This window comes from Paenibacillus sp. FSL R7-0333 (assembly GCF_038000365.1).
Taxonomy (GTDB): domain Bacteria; phylum Bacillota; class Bacilli; order Paenibacillales; family Paenibacillaceae; genus Paenibacillus_AQ; species Paenibacillus_AQ silagei.
The window spans coordinates 3,691,555-3,709,214 of record NZ_JBBOBZ010000001.1; the positions used below are offsets into that span (position 1 = coordinate 3,691,555).

16 protein-coding genes and 1 riboswitch are annotated in these 17,660 nt (G+C 42.4%); of the genes, 10 read left to right on the forward strand and 6 right to left on the reverse strand.

Annotated features, from left to right (window positions below; translation table 11 throughout):
* Positions 1 to 12 precede the first annotated feature (12 nt).
* The gene (locus MKY86_RS15315; protein WP_340827150.1) at positions 13 to 1,362 is read left to right on the forward strand and encodes an FAD-dependent oxidoreductase; all 1,350 of its coding nucleotides are present in this window, start codon (positions 13 to 15) and stop codon (positions 1,360 to 1,362) included.
* Between the two features lie 128 nt (positions 1,363 to 1,490).
* Here MKY86_RS15315 and MKY86_RS15320 read toward each other — a convergent pair whose 3' ends face one another.
* A complete protein-coding gene (locus MKY86_RS15320) occupies positions 1,491 to 2,234 on the reverse strand; it encodes a suppressor of fused domain protein (RefSeq protein ID WP_076075112.1) in 744 nt (247 codons plus the stop codon).
* A gap of 504 nt (positions 2,235 to 2,738) precedes the next feature.
* On the opposite strand from MKY86_RS15320, the gene MKY86_RS15325 reads away from it, so the two are divergent.
* The 3 genes from MKY86_RS15325 to MKY86_RS15335 all read left to right on the forward strand — a co-directional run bounded on the left by MKY86_RS15325 (position 2,739) and on the right by MKY86_RS15335 (position 7,623).
* A complete protein-coding gene (locus tag MKY86_RS15325; RefSeq protein WP_076075110.1) occupies positions 2,739 to 5,000 on the forward strand; it encodes an AAA family ATPase in 2,262 nt (753 codons plus the stop codon).
* Positions 5,001 to 6,335 carry an HNH endonuclease gene (locus tag MKY86_RS15330; protein WP_076075107.1) on the forward strand — a complete coding sequence of 445 codons (1,335 nt, stop codon included), beginning with the start codon at positions 5,001 to 5,003 and terminating at the stop codon, positions 6,333 to 6,335.
* Positions 6,336 to 6,444: 109 nt separating this feature from the next.
* Positions 6,445 to 7,623 carry a PQQ-binding-like beta-propeller repeat protein gene (locus MKY86_RS15335; RefSeq protein ID WP_076075104.1) on the forward strand — a complete coding sequence of 393 codons (1,179 nt, stop codon included), beginning with the start codon at positions 6,445 to 6,447 and terminating at the stop codon, positions 7,621 to 7,623.
* Positions 7,624 to 7,699: 76 nt separating this feature from the next.
* Here MKY86_RS15335 and MKY86_RS15340 read toward each other — a convergent pair whose 3' ends face one another.
* On the reverse strand, positions 7,700 to 8,674 hold the full coding sequence (locus tag MKY86_RS15340; protein ID WP_076075101.1) for an NAD(P)H-dependent flavin oxidoreductase: 975 nt from the start codon (positions 8,672 to 8,674) through the stop codon (positions 7,700 to 7,702).
* A gap of 144 nt (positions 8,675 to 8,818) precedes the next feature.
* Here MKY86_RS15340 and MKY86_RS15345 point away from each other — a divergent pair, with 144 nt between their 5' ends.
* Positions 8,819 to 9,382, forward strand: coding sequence for a TetR/AcrR family transcriptional regulator C-terminal domain-containing protein (locus MKY86_RS15345; RefSeq protein ID WP_076075098.1), 564 nt, complete (start codon positions 8,819 to 8,821; stop codon positions 9,380 to 9,382).
* Positions 9,379 to 9,912 carry a 3'-5' exonuclease gene (locus tag MKY86_RS15350; protein ID WP_076075096.1) on the forward strand — a complete coding sequence of 178 codons (534 nt, stop codon included), beginning with the start codon at positions 9,379 to 9,381 and terminating at the stop codon, positions 9,910 to 9,912. The genes MKY86_RS15345 and MKY86_RS15350 overlap by 4 nt, the downstream gene beginning before the upstream one ends.
* A gap of 19 nt (positions 9,913 to 9,931) precedes the next feature.
* Here MKY86_RS15350 and MKY86_RS15355 read toward each other — a convergent pair whose 3' ends face one another.
* The 4 genes from MKY86_RS15355 to MKY86_RS15370 form a co-directional block, all read right to left on the reverse strand.
* Positions 9,932 to 10,399, reverse strand: a complete 468-nt coding sequence (locus tag MKY86_RS15355; protein ID WP_076075093.1) for a hypothetical protein — start codon at positions 10,397 to 10,399, stop codon at positions 9,932 to 9,934.
* Between the two features lie 205 nt (positions 10,400 to 10,604).
* A riboswitch (cyclic di-AMP (ydaO/yuaA leader) is annotated at positions 10,605 to 10,768 on the reverse strand.
* Between the two features lie 346 nt (positions 10,769 to 11,114).
* Positions 11,115 to 11,609, reverse strand: a complete 495-nt coding sequence (locus MKY86_RS15360; RefSeq protein ID WP_143803571.1) for an arsinothricin resistance N-acetyltransferase ArsN1 family A — start codon at positions 11,607 to 11,609, stop codon at positions 11,115 to 11,117.
* Between the two features lie 21 nt (positions 11,610 to 11,630).
* Positions 11,631 to 12,437 (reverse strand): arsenite methyltransferase, encoded by an 807-nt coding sequence (locus MKY86_RS15365; protein WP_076075085.1) that lies wholly within the window; start codon positions 12,435 to 12,437, stop codon positions 11,631 to 11,633.
* Positions 12,438 to 12,490: 53 nt separating this feature from the next.
* Positions 12,491 to 12,940, reverse strand: coding sequence for a MarR family winged helix-turn-helix transcriptional regulator (locus MKY86_RS15370; protein WP_076075083.1), 450 nt, complete (start codon positions 12,938 to 12,940; stop codon positions 12,491 to 12,493).
* Positions 12,941 to 13,074: 134 nt separating this feature from the next.
* Between MKY86_RS15370 and MKY86_RS15375 the strand changes: the two genes are divergently transcribed.
* From MKY86_RS15375 to MKY86_RS15390, 4 genes are all read left to right on the forward strand, one after another.
* Positions 13,075 to 13,401, forward strand: a complete 327-nt coding sequence (locus MKY86_RS15375) for an ArsR/SmtB family transcription factor (RefSeq protein WP_076075080.1) — start codon at positions 13,075 to 13,077, stop codon at positions 13,399 to 13,401.
* Positions 13,402 to 13,511: 110 nt separating this feature from the next.
* Positions 13,512 to 14,807 (forward strand): arsenic transporter, encoded by a 1,296-nt coding sequence (locus MKY86_RS15380; RefSeq protein ID WP_445669933.1) that lies wholly within the window; start codon positions 13,512 to 13,514, stop codon positions 14,805 to 14,807.
* Positions 14,808 to 14,828: 21 nt separating this feature from the next.
* Positions 14,829 to 15,248 (forward strand): arsenate reductase (thioredoxin), encoded by a 420-nt coding sequence (gene arsC / locus MKY86_RS15385; RefSeq protein ID WP_076075075.1) that lies wholly within the window; start codon positions 14,829 to 14,831, stop codon positions 15,246 to 15,248.
* Positions 15,249 to 15,550: 302 nt separating this feature from the next.
* On the forward strand, positions 15,551 to 17,527 hold the full coding sequence (locus MKY86_RS15390) for a sigma-70 family RNA polymerase sigma factor (protein ID WP_076075039.1): 1,977 nt from the start codon (positions 15,551 to 15,553) through the stop codon (positions 17,525 to 17,527).
* Positions 17,528 to 17,660: the final 133 nt, after the last annotated feature.

Consider the following 17,660-nt stretch of genomic DNA (forward strand, 5'->3'; position numbering starts at 1 on the left):
GAGGTGGTCAGAATGACCGATATGGCACTAACCGTTAAAATACCCGAGCGTGATATTCCTGTCTACACGGAAGTGGATGTTGTCGTTGCCGGAGGAGGACCGTCAGGAGTAGCAGCAGCGCTCGCAGCAGCAAGAAACGGGGCATCCGTATTGCTGATAGAGCAAAGAGGATACCTGGGCGGCATGGCAACGGTCTCTCAGGTTCCTGCATTTTGCCCGTATACCGATCAGGTCAAGCCGATCATCCGTGGGATTGGGCTGGAAATTCTGCTTGATATGAAGAGCAAGATGGAGGAGAGGTTTCAGGAAGCATGGAAGGACCGGCTGGATTGGGTGCCGATTGATGCGGAAATTCTAAAGCGCATATTGGACGAGAAGATGATGGAGGCTGGCGTTAAAGTGCTGTATCATACGTTCGTCGGTCAAGTTCTTCAACAGGACGGCATCATTGAAGCAGCGATCATTAACAACAAGACCGGAACCCAGGCGGTGAAAGGGAAGATATATATTGATGCAACGAGCGATGCGGATCTCACCTATCTTGCGGGCGGGCAGTTCGCCAAAGGCGGAGATGATGGAGAGCTGCAGCCGGGGACGATGTGCTTCGTCCTGAATAACCTGGACCGGAACAAATTTCTCTCAAGTGCTGAGACGCACGGCCACGATCTGAAACATGCGATCAACAAAGCGAAGCACGAAGGGCGATTGCGCGTCGCGAGAGATTGGGCCGGTATTTCCTGGCTAAACGATCATACGGCAGGCTTCAATTTCGGGCATGTATTCGGGATAGATGGTTCAAACACGGATGATCTGACTCGCGGTGCGATCGAAGGCCGCGCACTTGTTGAACACATTACCGGTTGGCTGCGGGAAGCGATTCCCGGATTCGAAAACGCTTTCCTGACGTTGACGGGCGAACAGATCGGCATTCGGGAAACCCGCCGGATCATCGGCGATTATATCGTCACCGCCGACGATTTTCTGGCGTGCCGTTCGTTCCCGGACGACATTGCCCGCAATGCCTACTTTATTGATATTCATATGGCAAAGCCTACGAGCGGCATGACGATGGTGCGTCTGTCGCCGGGAGAGTCGCACGGCATCCCTTATCGCGCCTTGCTTCCGGCCGGTATTCAGAACGTAATCGTAGCCGGTAGAGCGATATCAACCGATAGAGCGGCCCAAGGCTCCACCCGGGTCATGCCGAATTGCTTTGCCATGGGCGAAGCCTCCGGTACGGCCGCGGCGATTCTGGCCGAGAAGGGCACACGGGAAACGCGCAGTATCGACATCACGGATCTGCAGCGCAGACTTGTCCGCCAAGGCGCATGGTTAGGAGAGCAGATCAATGAGCGGTACTAGGAAGGTCGAACTATATTACAGTCAACAGTGAAAGAAAGCTAACTAGTATCAAAAGGCTGAGCCCAAAGTCATATTCTTGACTTAGGCTCAGCCTTTTCAAGCTGGTTCAAGCCCGTTAATCCGGGCAGTTATTTACAAGCGTTGTGTCTATTCGGATTCAGAACGAGGAAATCCTCTGGAAGCTCGGACAGCTTGGCCATCAGTTCGTCCATGCCAGACTCCAGCTTGAACTCCATTTCCTCCCGGTACAGCGGTACCAGGAAATAAACCTGAACCTGATTGTCATCTTTCGTATGGACGGTGCTAACCTCTTCCGGCAGAGCATAGAGGATCACGCCGGACAGCTCCGTGTTATCCGCATATGGCTCGTAATCCTCCGTGTTGGGAATCGTATGGCCGTAACCAAGCCATGTCTGATACATATGCGGGAAGCGGGCAAGCATCTTCATCAGCCGGATCGGCCAGTAGTTCTCCTCCGCTTCAAAATCCTCCTGCGTAAGTGGCCAGTCCGCCGGCAAAAACATCATCAGCTCCGCGCGTTCCAGATGCTTATACTCTTCACGGATCTCCTGTGGGAGTGTCAGCGGCAGATCGCTCATCCCATTGGTGTACAGCACCCGGTATGGCTCATCAGGTGTAGCTTCCATAATATTCACATCAATATGTACGATGTCTGAAATCAGTTCGTGGAACACGCCGGTTTCCCGGTTTGGAAAGACCCGATTGAAATGTTCGTTTAAATCTTCCATGTACAAAATATTGGCGGGAGGCGTAACCTGCTGCTCATCCGAAGCGTCATAACCATAAATGGTGGTACCGTCTTCTGATTTGCCCATTGCATTGCCGCCAAACAGCTTTTTGAAAAAGTTCATGTCTTTGCGCTCCTCTGAGTGGGTTTATATTAAAGTGCGAAATGAAGTATTTGAAACCTCACTTGGAAGTATAACAAAAGACATAGCCCCGGAGCGATGGGTCTATCGATTCGAATTCCATGGGATATCCATGCAAAATGGTCGTAATATATTTATCTTAATTAAACCAAAAGAATTTTGTTACCACACTGATTGTTTCCAAAATAATCGATGTCTCCACCTGCGTATTTCAATCGCTACTTTAATGGAAAGAATAAGTAATGTAAATTAAATGGAAAAAATTATTACGGAATGAATTCTTCTTTAACTATAAATGCAGCAATCTATTTCACCAACCGAACGTGGTGATAAGGGAATGTTTTCATTCTGAAATGGCACATATAGCACTTTTATGATATAAGTCTTCTATCTATATGATATTATAACATTAATGGTTTACTTCTAAATTTTCTTACATAAATTGTAGGTAAGTAGCTTTGATAGTAAAATAAGGGAGATAAAAAGATGGATAATTTGCTGGAAATATCCGATTTAAAACCTGGTATGGATATTGATGAGTATAACCTAATTAATTTGTTTAAATGTAGCCGGCAAGGAAGTATGAGAAGATCTTTAAAAACAAATTCTCTTGTCCTATTGTCTTATAAAGATAGACCACCATATGCAAATGTATTCAAAGATAAAAATGGTTTGTGGCAATACACTGGCATGGGGAGAATTGGTGATCAAAATCTTCAGTATTCTCAAAACAAAACCTTGCTCAACTCAAACGATACTGGTGTTAATTTGTACTTATTTATTGTAGAAAATCGAAAGTATAGATTTGAGGGCAAGGTATTGCTTGCAGGTTTACCCCAAAAAGAGTTTCAATTAGATGAAGAAGGCCATAATAGATCAGTTTATGTATTTCCTTTGTTAGAAGTAGGAAGTTATATGAACGCATATGATTTTTTTATGGAACAAAGCAGAGAGGATCTTGTTATTCAAGGAGTATTAGGTGAGCCTCGGTACGAATTGTCATTACATAGTGTAAGAACCCTCCCGATGTACATGAAGTCAATGAAATTGGATACGTTAATCGGACCGGGTGGATGGTTTTATAATGTTAAAGGATTTTTCAACAATCCAAATACAACAAGCAAATTTAAAACTGGAAATATCAACAGTTTAATAGAAGAAACTAATATCAAGAAAATTTCGCGAATTGTTTTCGAAAATCAAAACAAATTTATTAATCCATTTTACGATACTGCATTTCAGAGAAAAAGTACTATTACATCTTCTGAAAAAGATGAAGGTGGTTTCTTAGTACACCATATAAAGTATATGAATTCAGTTAATACACAAAATAATTTTGATGTATCCTTTTTTGAAGATCCTCCATTTCGTGAACCTACTGAACCCTATATTTCACTAATTATTGGACCCAATGGCACTGGGAAAAGTACAATATTGTCAACTCTTCAAAAGATATTCTTAGAACTATATCGTTTGAAAAAATCTAAAAGAACCTTCAGTAAAAAATCAAATATATTATTCATCCTTACCTATCAGATCGGGGTAGACATTTTTAAAGTTATTCAAAAAGATGATATCCATAATTACTATAAAAACGGAGAAAACATTCATTTAAGCGACCTTCAGCTTCCCAACAAACTAATCGCGAGTGCTTATAGCATAAATGATAGGTTTATCTATAAAAATCAGTTAGATGATAAAGACAAAGAATATAGCTATTTAGGGATTAAAAGTTCAGATACTACAATTCGCATTGGTGAAACATCGAGAAATTTGATATTGAATATATTAAATTCATCGCAAAAAAACAATTTCGAATCAATATTAGAAAAAATATTAAAATTCGTAAGATTAGAACCCGTTATTAGAATAGTGTTCAAAACAGCTAATAATGAAACAATTGAAAAGGTTGCGGTAAAAGAGCACATATTACTTAACCAAAATAAATTGAGAAAGAATAAAACAAAGTCAGAATTAAACCGTATTCATTTTTCGGATTATCAAGAAATTATGGATTTTTTTGAAAGCCTAAGTGAAGAAAGAAACAATATATTTAAAATACGGGAGAATGCAATAAGTGTAACTTTCAAATTAGATGAACCTGGATACTTTGAAAGATATTATGATGATTTGTACATACTTTGGCATCTATTTGAAATTAATATTTTTAATGAGCCTACTGTCTTTATTAGAAAAGAAAAATATTTCAAGTTAGAATTCGCTAGCTCAGGGGAAGTGCAGTATATAACAACCATGATTAATATCTTATCTAACATTGAAAAAGATTCCCTCATCTTGATGGATGAGCCTGAAACTAGCCTACATCCTAATTGGCAAAATAAATATATTGAGGGCCTAAGAAATATATTTAGCCTTCACTATGCTTCTGCACACTTTTTGCTAGCAACACATTCTCATTTTATGGTATCAGATTTAAAACCTAATACGTCTTCTATTGTTTCAATTGAACGAGATAGTCAGTACCAAACTAAAGTGGTTCTACACAAAGAAGAAACGTTTGGCTGGTCTGTAGAAGACGTACTGTTTAATATTTTTGATTTAGCTACAGATCGAAATTATTATCTTGCTGATGAACTGGATCAAATAATGCTTGCAATAAGTACTAACAATCGGAGAGGGCTTGCTGCGAGAGTAGATCGCATAGAACAGCTAAGTACAAACCTAAAAGAAAGTGATCCGTTAAAAACAGTCATCGAGCTAATAAGTCAAAAAATAAAAGGTGAGTAAATGTATACTTTAACAGCTGATGACATTCATTTGATTATGAAATATGATTTTAATTGGGATAAAACTGAGTTGAAATATATAAAAAACAATATAAAACAGATACTCATTAATAATAATAGTGAATGTTTTTATTGCAAGTCACCACTTGATGAGGGAAGCAGTCCTGGAGATATTGAGCATATTGTACCTAAAGACCCTCATAAAATCTTTTCTTTTCTACCGATAAATTTAACACTGACGTGTAGGAGATGTAATACAGCCAAAGGAAGAAAAAACGTATTACAAGGATATACAAATCAAATTTTTAGCATTCCAGAGGACTATCCATCTACATCAGGTGACTTTCTTATTATTCATGCATATTACGACTTATATGAAAGTTACATAAAGTTAGAGGATTCAATCTTCTTTAAGGGTATTGACTCAGGGGGTAAGGGAGAAAGTACGATAAGGATTTGCAATTTAACAAGATTGGATCTTGCTCTATCAAAAGTTAAAATGAACTATCTTCAACGTAGTATTGAGGAGAATCTCGTTAAAAAAATGGTGAGTTCAAATAACAATTCCCAAGAAAATGAAATGCTACTTCATCTGTTCGAATCCAAGTTAAAATTGAATGTACCTGATGAGAAGATAAATATTGCCATTGAAAAAGTTAATAAGAATTACAATGTCGTAGATATTGTTGATGAGTTATTTAAGATAGAGGAATTGCATAATATAACAACTCATCAAATTACAAAATTAAGAGAGTGGCTAGATTACACAGATACCATAGGAACATACGTTAATTTGATTAATTATCTTCATACTTTAAAAACCTTAGTCCCCTTGATTAGTCCTCATTTGGAAAATATGATTTTTCAAAATAGTTCAGGATATTTATTGCTTAATCCGCAAGGACTTATTAAATTGAAGGATTTGTTAAACACTGTGGTATTTAAAGGTTTACAAGCAAAAAGCAAATCGAAACTACTCTCCATGATTGCCGAACTTGAAATTATCAATTTCAATAAAATTCCAAATGGTATTTTTATTGAAAGTGAAACTGAATCAATTCTAGACTGCTTGAACGGGATAAAAGAAATTTTTCAAAATCAAGTTATAAAGAGCGTACTTAATGGAATTAATTCACAAACATTCGATGAATTAAGAGATTCTATACTATTACTTTATAATAATGTGGATAAAAACCCTAAATTCGGAACATTAAGCAAGATAGAATGGTACTATCACGAAATTTTTACTCTTGAAAAAGAAAATATTTGGGACATTCACAAAAATCTTAAGGGCTTAATGAAATTAATGAACAGCAGTCACCTGAACAGCCAATAATTAGTCGGATGGTGAATTTTAGTGTGTTGCTCTTAAGGCAGCTATGTGCAAGTTTAATACGGGGTAACCCTATTGAAGATCAATTCAAAAAGGAAGTTGAGGTTTTCGTGTGAAAAAGAAGCTAATCAGTTTCATGGTTGCTGCCCTGATGTTTGCAAATGTTGGTGGGGTGGTGGCTGCTAAGAATTATGAATCCTTGCCACAAGCGGTTTGGACTCAGACACCGAATGAAGATTACATACCGATTCAACCAGAGAGTTATTATGTGCCGGGACAAGGAACGCTGTACTTACATGTTGGAGAAGAAAGATTTTCTGAGACAAAAGCTTGGTCACCCGATACCCTTAGGGCCGTAGATCCCAAAACTGGAAAGGTGAAGTGGGTATTCTCGTTTGCCAAGGCTGGATACGGATGGCCAAGTACAGAATATCCTTTTGCTTATGCACCAGACGGTACGGTATACGCCTATTTCTCGTTTCCAGGAGTTCTTTATTCTGTGAGCCCTGCAGGGAAGGAAAATTGGAGTAAGCGCGTAGGACAAGATCTGGGAGCATTTGACGGCAAGTTATACCGCATGAGTGACGGAAGCTTAATTATTGCAGGTCAGAAATCGGATACAATCGGTGCAGAAACGGTACAACTGCTAGCTTTCGATAAAAATGGCAAGCAGAAAGTAAGTAAGGTCGTATCCGGCAAGTTAACTACTGTTTCGAAGAACCAAATCGCCATAGAGATGTTAACCAAGCTGGGCAATGCTCAAAAAGTTGAAGTATACAACTCTTCCTTACAACGCTCATTTCAATACACTTTCCCAAAAGGAGCAGGAGTCAACTTTTATACTGCTTTTGCACTCGATGATGGTACTTTTGTGTTTTCAGTATATCAAGCAAATACGCGTAAACTAATAGCTTTATCTCCAAAAGGTTCCGCTATCTGGGGAAGAACAATCGATCAATTTGGGTTTGCTTTCCAAGCTGGGGATGATTATATGGTATTTAATCCTAAAACCAAAAAATTAAGCTTGTTCAATCAGAAGGGCTTAGTAAAGGATAGGGTACTATCGAATTTTAATATGCCTGAGGGAGATGGTCTGCCGACAGCAAAGAAAACGGTAGAAGGAAACCTATATGTCGATTTGCTTACCTCCCAGTATATTTTAGATGCAAAAACGCTGGCCTCTATTCACGAATTTAATGGAATACAAGGGTCTATATTGGACTATCGTGAGAATAGTGTCTTAGTATACGACTGGAATGAGAATAGGATCTCAAAGCATATATTGAAATAAGGTTGTAATAAAATGGACATGATTTTAAGCCGCTTTCAGAATATTTATCTGTTAGCGGCTTTTTTGGCGTTCTGTGCTACTCCCTAATAAAGTCAGCCATCAATTCATGAATGATTGCTTTACAGCTCTTCACTTCAGTGATCAGATCGATCGCGGTATTGATGGTGATGGGCCCCTCATCCAGCTTCCCATGCAGCATGCTATTAGACACACCTCCGTTTTCACTGATCCTCTTTTCGATATTTTCAGATGATTCCCCATTGCGGTACATAGCCTCCAACTCACGGGCAAATTGATGCGGAGTGGAGCGTGAATACGATGATAACATAATCAGATCTGAACCTTTGGATTGAATGATATCCTGTTTCGTTGCCTCAGCAGCAGGGCATTCTTCAGCGGCGATAAACCGTGTTCCCAAATATACCGCTTCAGCTCCAAGTGCAAAAGCCGCTCTCACTCCGCGAATATCATTGATGCCGCCTGTTGCCATAACCGGGATACTTACCGCATCCGCGATCGCGGGAACAATCGAGAAAGTGCCTATTTTGTTCTGGGGAATGGTTCCTCCTTCATCATACCCTGTGGCAATGAGTATATCTGCGCCATGCTGCTCAGCCATTTTCGCTGCTTCCGGGGAAGGAGTAAGCTCACGATGAATCCACATGCTATCGTTATCCTTGATTTCTTTGACCATAGCTCTATTCAGAGAACCAACGGTCACAAAATACCGTACGCCTTCCGCGACAGCAGCCTCAAATGTAGCTTTGGAATATGGATCGGATTGGCCATCCGGAGGTAGATACAGATTTACCGCGAACGGTTTTTCCGTCAATGATTTAATCTTACGAATTTCATTGCGAATCCTTTGACCCACTTCGTCCGGACTGGAGGGCCGCGTCTGATAACCCGCATGAGGCCCCATTACTCCCATGCCTCCCGCATTGGATACGGCTGCGACAAGCTTAGCATCGGTCAACCAGGACATGGCGGCCTGCACAATCGGGTATTGTATTCCAAGCATCTCTGTAACACGATTTTCTGTTTTCATCATCATTCACCCCGTTAATTAACTTAAATGCATTAGCATTGTATAATTAACTAAGTCTTATAGAATATAGACACTTGAAGGCAAGTGACAATTTTTTTGCCGTTGCTCATCATTTTGTCATAATAGGAATGGAAGGTGAAATCAACGATGCCTACAAAAGATATGACGAAGACCATGTTTGCAGAAGCCATAATTGAGCTATTAAATCACGTGCCTTTTAAGAAAATCACGGTAACCATGCTGGCAAATCACTGCCGCGTTCCCCGCCAGACATTCTACTATCACTTCCATGATAAATATGAATTGGTCAATTGGATTTACTCCTCGGATTTGAATAAAGTGATGGCGGAAAACGCAAACGAATCATGGAGCAAAGTCACCTCTCTTTTCTTTCAAAAGCTTAATGAGAAAAGAGCATTTTATAAAAAAGTCCTGATGGACAGTGGACAAAATTCCCTATTGGAGCATTCCCAGACATACCCGGCAAATTTGTTTCTGGCTTCACTGTCACAAGGCGCGCAAGCTCCTGTAATGAAAGATCTGCAATTTTCCTTGAACTACCATGCTTATGCCTGTTCCAATATGACCAGACATTGGCTGCTCAGTGAACCGCACGTTACTCCTGAAGAGCAGAATGACCGAACACTCCGGGCCATGCCGCAAATGTTGTATGACAAACTGAATGGTTATAGAGAAAAGGAGCAGGTATGAACTATATCATTTTTGATCTGGAAGCCACTTGTTGGGAAAATGACCGCAAAAGACAAAACGAAATTATCGAGATCGGAGCCGTAAAACTCAATGAAAGGCTCAAGACTGTGAGCGAGTTCCAAATTTTTGTCAAGCCTGCATTAAGCCCGCAGCTTTCTGATTTTTGTAAGCGGCTTACCTCCATCTCTCAGGCGGATGTGGATGCTGCAATGTATTTTCCGCAGGCAATAAGTCAATTCCAAGAGTGGATAGGCAATGAACCTCATGTCCTCTGCTCCTGGGGGTTTTATGATAAAAACCAGTTGCAGAAGGACTGTTCACTACATCAAATCGCAAGTGAATGGACGGATAACCATATCAGTCTCAAGCATCAGCACGGGAGGATGATTGGCAGGGAGCGGGGCGTAGGCATGGAGAGAGCCTTGACTATGCTTGAATTGCCGCTTGAAGGTACTCACCATAGAGGTATCGATGATGCCAAGAACATTGCGAAAATCTTCGTTAAGATTTTTGATCAACTGGAGTTTTGATAATTTAAATTGATCATGTCTATAGCAGTGAATAATAGGATACCGATTCTGCAAATAAAATGGTTGGATTCAGATGACTCTTCACCGTATTAATTGAATGGATTCTTTGCTCTGTCCTTTGATGGCGATACCGCTCCGATCCGGCTCCTACCTTCATTCGGATTTGGTCATTTTGAATGAACATACTATCGAGTGCAGTCTTGATCATGTTAAGTTGATTGGGAGCCCATTCTTGTCCGTGCATCCGGACGTATTCTGTGGCTTCTTCTGCAGTACAATGACATATCTCTTTCAGAAAAGAGCCCCATTTGATTAAATCCACCGCATTGTCACCCGCACAAAGAATGCAATTCCCATAGCTGATCTGTCCTCCGAAGGTTAACTTCAACACCCCATACCAGCATCCGTAAGGCTCTGAAATATGCAGGAAGGAAGGGCGGCAGCTAAATGCGAACAACTCGATTCGTGACAGTCTGGCGTTAATCATGAATAATGCCTCCTAGGTTGTCTATAGATTTCATATAACGCTGCAGATTATGGGTCTGCTCAGCTGTGGCTACATAGGCTGTCAGTTCAGTTTCATTCTCACATACAGCAGCATGCTCAAGCCAAACGGAATATTTGGTTTTCTGTACGATGGATAAGTGTAATGGAAAGGTTTTGCGGGATCGCAGCAAAAAAGCATGGTTAATGCAGGCTCTCTCCAGTGCTTACGAGGTTAGCTGACGGATTCGGACGGTGAGAGTCGTCCTACCAGTGAAGAGTTCAATCTTCTTTGGATTCACCCCATTTCGGCTGGTCACAGCCATTTGGTTCCCCCGCTTCCCGCCTGACGGGAATTCAGCATTTGTTAAAAGGAATCTTACGCTGAGCATCACTGTTTGTAAAATGCTGAAAGTTCTCTAGGAGACTAAATAAGACTCTATAGGATATAAAAATGAAGAAAATCCCTTGTAATCTAGCATTCATCCCCGATTTTCTGAAGTTATCGCGTATTTATTAACTTTTTAATGCAACCTAAATGGGGCTAAATGAATCTTAATGCTTCTTTAATCATGATATTAAGATCAGATATAATGTTTAAGATCCTCCTGTTTACAGGCCCGATATGCGGAGCCTCCATGAAAGTAAGATTGTAGGAATAGATCAAAAGGAGAAGTTCCTCCGTTTGCGGATGGAACTTCTCCTTTTGATCTTCATTTTTATAGTAGCTTCTCCATAATCATCACATCAATAAACGCTCCGTCCATCAATCCTTGCTTCTCAAATACACCAACCTGCCGGTAGCCCATCTTCCGGTACAAGCCTTGACCATTCTCATTAAACGGAAAGGTAAAGAGAACAATTTTATAAAAGCTATTTTCTTTTGCCGCCTTGTGTATGGACTCTAGGAGGGAGCTGCCTACACCTTGCCCACGAAAGCTTCGATCAATATATACAGAAAGGTCAGCGACGCCGTTATACGCGCAACGGTGAGAATATGGGTTCAGTGAGGCCCAGCCCACGACTGCACCTTCGCGTTCAGCAACCCAAACGCTAAAACGGCCTTGGTGATCGTTGAACCATGATTCCATATATGAGGAGTCTTTCATCTCTGTTTCAAGTGTAGCGATCCGGTCCTCGATCCCCTGATTGTAGATACGAAGAATGCTTTCAATATCCTCAGGTGTGGCCTGACGGACAGTTAATGTACTGATCATATCAACACCCCCTTAAGATTACTTTCTCGCTTTAATTACAGCAGAGACGATGTATTGGTCAACGTTCGCACCTGGAACCCAATCTTTAATGAATGTTTTAGATTCGTCCTTTGGTTCAATGCTGATATCAGTAAAGCCGCATTCCTGAAGTATGATCTCCAAATCGGCAATGGAAGAGGCGCCTGAGATACAACCCGAATATAATTCATCCAGGTCATTTTTGATCTCAGGAGGAAGCTCAGCTGTAGTTACGATATCTGATATGGCAAGACGACCGGCAGGCTGAAGAACACGATAAGCCTCACGGAATACTTGCTGTTTGTCTGGGGAGAGATTAATTACACAGTTGGAGATAATGACGTTGATCGAATGATCAGCGACAGGAAGATACTCTATTTGGCCCAATCTGAATTCAGTGTTACTGAACTTACCTTTAAGGGCATTATCTCTTGCTCGACTGATCATCTCAGGTGTCATATCCACACCTATAACATGGCCTTCATTACCTACCTGCCGGGAAGCCAGGAAACAATCAAATCCGCCGCCACTCCCAAGGTCCAAAACATATTCACCCGCCTGCAGTTCAGCAATAGCCTGCGGATTACCGCAACCAAGACCTAAATTTGCGCCTTCGGGAGCTGAAGCGAGGTCCTCACTGGAATATCCCAACTTAGCAGATATGGCACTGAAATCAGATGGGGAGTCACAGCAACTGCTGTCAGCAGAAGTTCGGCTGGATGGGGAAGTCTCAACGTTTCTTACAGCAATCTTTTGATAGCGGCCCCGTACATTTTGGCGGATTTGATCATTAGTAAGCTTGCTCATGATTATACACTCCTTAGCTGAAATAATTTGCAATATACAAGTAAAAGAGAAGGTCACCCTTTTACGGGTGCGCAGCAATTGCTGAGTTTTCCCATAGATTCGTTGAAAAGCTTAATGGACCGTAGTAATGTTTCTACTTCAAACTCACTCATGTGTGAGAAGGCCTCGTTCAGGTATTCATTCATTTGTTGATCAATAGTTGTAGCTACCATTTTACCTTCAGGAGTGAGTGACAGGTTATAAATTCTTCGATCTGAGGGATCAGATGTCTTTTTAACCAAATTCATTTTCACCAGAGATTGAACTTGTCTGCTGAAGGTTGTAATATCTGTGCCAAGTGTTTCGGCGACTTGTTGCATGGAAGGATTGTGACTCCGATCGATCTCATATAACAGATGACTTTGGGTAGCGGAAAGATTACATCCTCCTACGCTACAGCAATCCTTATTGAGTAATCCTAAACGCCGACTCATGATTTGGAGTAGTTCTCTTGGAGTTTCCATTGTTGTCACCTCTTGAACTAGTTATACTGCATTTAGTTGCAAAATGCAAATATAAATTGTGCTTAGTTGATAATTGATGATAAAGGTATTAGAATATAAGTATTGTCTTATATACGAAGAGAGGAGATTCAAAATTGGATACATTAAATGATCTTGCAGAAGATTTAAAGCTCCTTGGAGATAAAACACGTCTCACAATTCTAACTCTTTTAAAAGAGCGAGAGTGGTGTGTATGTGAATTCGTGGATCTCTTTGACATTTCTCAGCCAGCCGTTAGTCAGCATCTACGTAAATTAAAAAGCAGCGGATTGGTAAAGGAACAGAAAAGGGGGCAGTGGGTCTATTATTCTTTAAATATAGTAGATAAACCCCATGTTAAGGCCATCCTAAATCTTACCCCGAATGCGAGTGACCTTTTATTGCATTTGAATAAACCGTCTAATGCTGTTTGCTGCGAATGACAGTTTTCTATTGAATATATAAGTGTATAATTATATAATGATGCCTGAGATTAAACTTAACTCTTTGAAGGGAGTGCTCGGATGGGTGGAGTTAGACATAAACTGGGGGAATACCATTGGTAGCTCTGGCAAGTCTGATATTTATAGTCACTTTGATTTTTGTCATTTGGCAGCCTAAAAATCTGTCCATTGGATGGTCTGCCTGCGGCGGAGCGTTACTCGCTTTAATTGCCGGTGTCGTCAGCTTGAATGATGTTCTGGATGTTACGCTGATTGTGTGGAATGCCACACTGGCCTTTGTAGCAATCATCTTGATCTCGTTAATCCTCGATAAAATTGGATTCTTCGAATGGGCTGCTTTACATATGGCCAAAGCTGCTAGCGGGAATGGAATGCGGATGTTTATCTATGTCATCATTCTTGGTGCTGTAGTCGCGGCATTCTTTGCTAATGACGGAGCAGCGCTCATTCTAACACCGATTGTGCTGGCTATGGTCCGTGCGCTGAATTTTGATGAGAAAAAGGTTTTTCCGTTCATCATTGCCAGCGGGTTTATAGCAGATACTACCTCATTGCCCCTAGTTGTAAGCAATCTGGTGAACATCGTATCAGCCGACTTTTTCGGGCTAACCTTTATGGAATACGCCGGACGGATGTTAATGCCTACCTTATTTTCCTTAGGGGCAAGCATCAGTGTGCTCTATCTCTTTTTCCGTAAAAGTATCCCACGAAACTTCGATAGCTCCCAGCTAAAAAAACCTGAAGCGGCTATTAAAGACAAGCAGATGTTTAAGTTATCCTGGTTTGTACTTGCGGTTCTGCTTGCGGGATACTTTGTCAGTGAATTTCTGAACATTCCGGTATCTGTCGTGGCGGGTATCATCGCGATCTTTTTCTTACTCATGGCAAGGAAAAGTCCCGCTGTCCCCACAATAGAAGTGGTGAAGGGGGCACCTTGGGCCATTGTGTTCTTTTCCATCGGCATGTATGTTGTTGTATATGGTCTGAGAAATGCGGGCCTTACGAATGTATTAGCTGATGCCATCCAGGCCATTGCAGATCATGGGCTGTTCACAGCAACGATGGGGATGGGCTTTATTGCCGCAGTGATTTCCTCCATAATGAATAACATGCCTACCGTAATGATCGATGCACTGGCTATTGATGCCACGAATACCTCGGGACTGATTAAGGAAGCTTTAATTTATGCGAATGTTATTGGCTCTGACTTGGGACCAAAGATAACACCGATTGGTTCTCTAGCTACCTTACTGTGGCTGCATGTGCTTTCCACCAAAGGAGTAAAGATATCCTGGGGCACGTATTTCAAAACAGGGATTATTTTGACCATCCCTACGCTGTTCATCACACTGCTTGGTCTATATATAACATTGACCTTATTTTAAAATCAAAGGAGAATGCGACTCATGGATAAGAAAACCATTTACTTTTTGTGTACAGGAAACTCCTGCCGGAGTCAGATGGCCGAAGGCTGGGCCAAGAAATATTTGAGCAATGAATGGAATGTGTATAGTGCAGGCATTGAGGCTCATGGGTTGAATCCGAAAGCCGTTCAAGCGATGAGTGAAGTAGGTATAGATATCTCAGGTCAAACATCAGATATTATTGATCCGCAGCTGCTGAACAGCTCTGATCTCGTCATTACTTTATGTGGAGATGCAGCAGATAAGTGTCCCATTACCCCGCCTCAGGTGAAACGTGAGCATTGGGGATTCGACGATCCGGCAAAAGCGCAAGGAACAGATGAAGAGAAGTGGGCGGTCTTCCAGCAGGTTCGTGATCAAGTGGGAGAGCGCATCAAACAATTTGCTGAAACGGGTGAATAGTCACGATAGTGGGTGAAACGAGCTTGCCACATAAAGCGAAGTTCAATACTGCCCGAATCCCAGCATGTATATGTGGTGGTCTAACAAAGGACTGTGTGTTCTCCAATATCCGTACCGGGCTGGAAGAACTGCTTCAGTGGATGAAGGAGCTTCAGCAGGAACACGCCAAGAGTGACCTCCTCTTTGGCACCCGTGCTTACCGCATGCGGGTGGTCACTTGATCGGTCAGTTCCAGAATAATGTTATATTAATTAAATCCAAACCCCCGAGTTAGCTGTCTATATAACAGGAGGTGAACGACAATGATCGATGCACAGCAACAAATCAACGCCGCACAAAACGGAGATCACGATGCCTTCGTTTCTCTTATAAAGGATCGGACGGATAAGCTGCACCGAGTGGCTCGCCATTATGTACGGGAGTCCAAAGATGCGGAGGATATCGTTCAGGATGCCCTGGTTAAGGCTTATGAGTCACTGCATACGCTGCAGCAAGCCGAAGCGTTTGAGAGCTGGCTTACCAGAATTGTGGTGAACCGGGCGCTCAATCATTTGAAGAAATCCAAGCGTGTTCACCTGAGCGAAGACCCGCAGGCGCAAGAGACATTGGTCGTTAATGATATCGATCAAACCCTGGATCTGGAGCTTGCATTGGCCAGTCTGAATCCGAAGCTGCGTCAGCTCCTGTTCTTAAAATATAAGAAGGACCTGACCCAGCAGCAAATCGCCCATCTCCTGGACATGCCATTAGGTACTGTAAAAACACAATTACGGAAGGGGCTGGAGCATTTGCGCAACGAAATGGCTCAAGATTTTCCCGAACGAGGCCTGGATACATTACGCCTGCAGTTAAGACAACAGGCAGAGCACCAGTTTGCCGTTTCACCGGATTATGATTTGATCGTCAATGACTATCAAGAGAACACCATGAGGGGAACAGGGAAGGGAGAAGTGGGATTCTTATGGGTTAAAACGGGGAGTGATGACGCCGTTTCTGCTACACTCTCCAGGGACGGCAACTTGCTAGACTATGCCATTTCCTGGGCCTCATTGGACAACGGGACACGGCTATCTGAGGAGGAGCTCAAACAGCAGGCAGAGCAATTCCTGGAAGATCATTATCCCGGCGCACTGCGTGATGTTCCGTATTGTGAGATGGAGTGGATGGAAGGGATGTTTGGGTACACACGACAGCAGAAGGCGATGGGGCTGCCGCTTCCTGAGACGGGATGCCTGATTATGGTTCACCCCAGCGGTCGCGTGGTCGGATTTAGGTACTACGGAACCGTTCCAGGGCCAGCACTCCCAACCATGATCACACCAGAAGAGGAACAGTTGGCGTGTATGAAGGCGAATTTTTTGCTACATGTGGAATATTGCGTATTGGACAAAGCCGTGTACACGGATGGTGACGATCAGGTCCATCTTGTTTACGCCCCCCGAAGTAGAGGACTAATCTATACTGCATCATCACAGGAGGAAGTTCCGACAGCCTATAGGGCAGAAGCTGTCCCCTCTGACCCAAGAACTCTGGACGAGTGGCCAGGAGAGTTCCCGCCCGCAAGAAGCCTAGAAGAGTGGATTGGCGTAGACAACAACCAATTTCAGTTAGTACAAGACGACAATATTGGCTCGAACACCAAGTTGATGGTGTGGAAGCAACAGAATGAAGAGCGTCCAGCCAAGAATGACCGGTCTTGGAAGGCCTATTGGGCTGATCAGATGGAGGGAGCGGTTAAGGCGCGAGTAGACAGCCAAACCGGACAACTGATTGACTTTGTTTCGCATGTTAAGCCAGATCAACTAGCTCCATTAACCTGGGATCGAGACGCATGTATAGAAGTAGCTATGGACTATGTCCGGGGACTAGCAGCCGAAATGTTGCCGTATCTCAAGCTTCTAACTGAAGAGACCGACGACGAAGATCGTTTGGAAATCATTCGCTTTGGTGTATATGTTCAAGACGTATCTGTCAGGGATGAATGCTATCAACTAGCTGTTGACCGCTCTAATGGGAGGGTCAAAAGTTTGATGTCCCCCTCCATAAGGCCAGAACAGTTAAAGAAGCTGGAGACCGTGCCTTCATTTGATTCCCAGACAGCCATCCTCCGATGGACGGCACAGGCCAAGCTGCGTCTGCAATGGGAACGGATGCACAATGCTAGGGCGAAAGAGGCCCCGTACGAACTAGTGTATCGAATGATTGGTAGCGAGTACGAGCGGACGCCCGAAGTCCTTGATGCGCATACGGGGAAATTATACGAAAATACTTTTTACTGACGAACAAAAACATCTTTTGTCAGTGGACAAGAAAATAGCCCTATTAGAACCCGCGCCCAGCGTGGGTTTTCTGTTTTAATGGACAAGAACATGGTACTATTGCAAATTTGGTGAATATCTAATCAAACTTGAT

Bases quoted from the DNA above. Each gene is read 5' to 3' on its own strand.
- MKY86_RS15345 (WP_076075098.1), top strand. From the start codon at position 8,819: ATGCCTACAAAAGATATGACGAAGACCATGTTTGCAGAAGCCATAATT.
- MKY86_RS15350 (WP_076075096.1), top strand. From the start codon at position 9,379: ATGAACTATATCATTTTTGATCTGGAAGCCACTTGTTGGGAAAATGAC.
- arsC (WP_076075075.1), top strand. From the start codon at position 14,829: ATGGATAAGAAAACCATTTACTTTTTGTGTACAGGAAACTCCTGCCGG.
- MKY86_RS15340 (WP_076075101.1), bottom strand. From the start codon at position 8,674: ATGATGAAAACAGAAAATCGTGTTACAGAGATGCTTGGAATACAATAC.
- MKY86_RS15320 (WP_076075112.1), bottom strand. From the start codon at position 2,234: ATGAACTTTTTCAAAAAGCTGTTTGGCGGCAATGCAATGGGCAAATCA.
- MKY86_RS15325 (WP_076075110.1), top strand. From the start codon at position 2,739: ATGGATAATTTGCTGGAAATATCCGATTTAAAACCTGGTATGGATATT.
- MKY86_RS15365 (WP_076075085.1), bottom strand. From the start codon at position 12,437: ATGAGCAAGCTTACTAATGATCAAATCCGCCAAAATGTACGGGGCCGC.
- MKY86_RS15370 (WP_076075083.1), bottom strand. From the start codon at position 12,940: ATGGAAACTCCAAGAGAACTACTCCAAATCATGAGTCGGCGTTTAGGA.
- MKY86_RS15355 (WP_076075093.1), bottom strand. From the start codon at position 10,399: ATGATTAACGCCAGACTGTCACGAATCGAGTTGTTCGCATTTAGCTGC.
- MKY86_RS15315 (WP_340827150.1), top strand. From the start codon at position 13: ATGACCGATATGGCACTAACCGTTAAAATACCCGAGCGTGATATTCCT.
- MKY86_RS15390 (WP_076075039.1), top strand. From the start codon at position 15,551: ATGATCGATGCACAGCAACAAATCAACGCCGCACAAAACGGAGATCAC.
- MKY86_RS15330 (WP_076075107.1), top strand. From the start codon at position 5,001: ATGTATACTTTAACAGCTGATGACATTCATTTGATTATGAAATATGAT.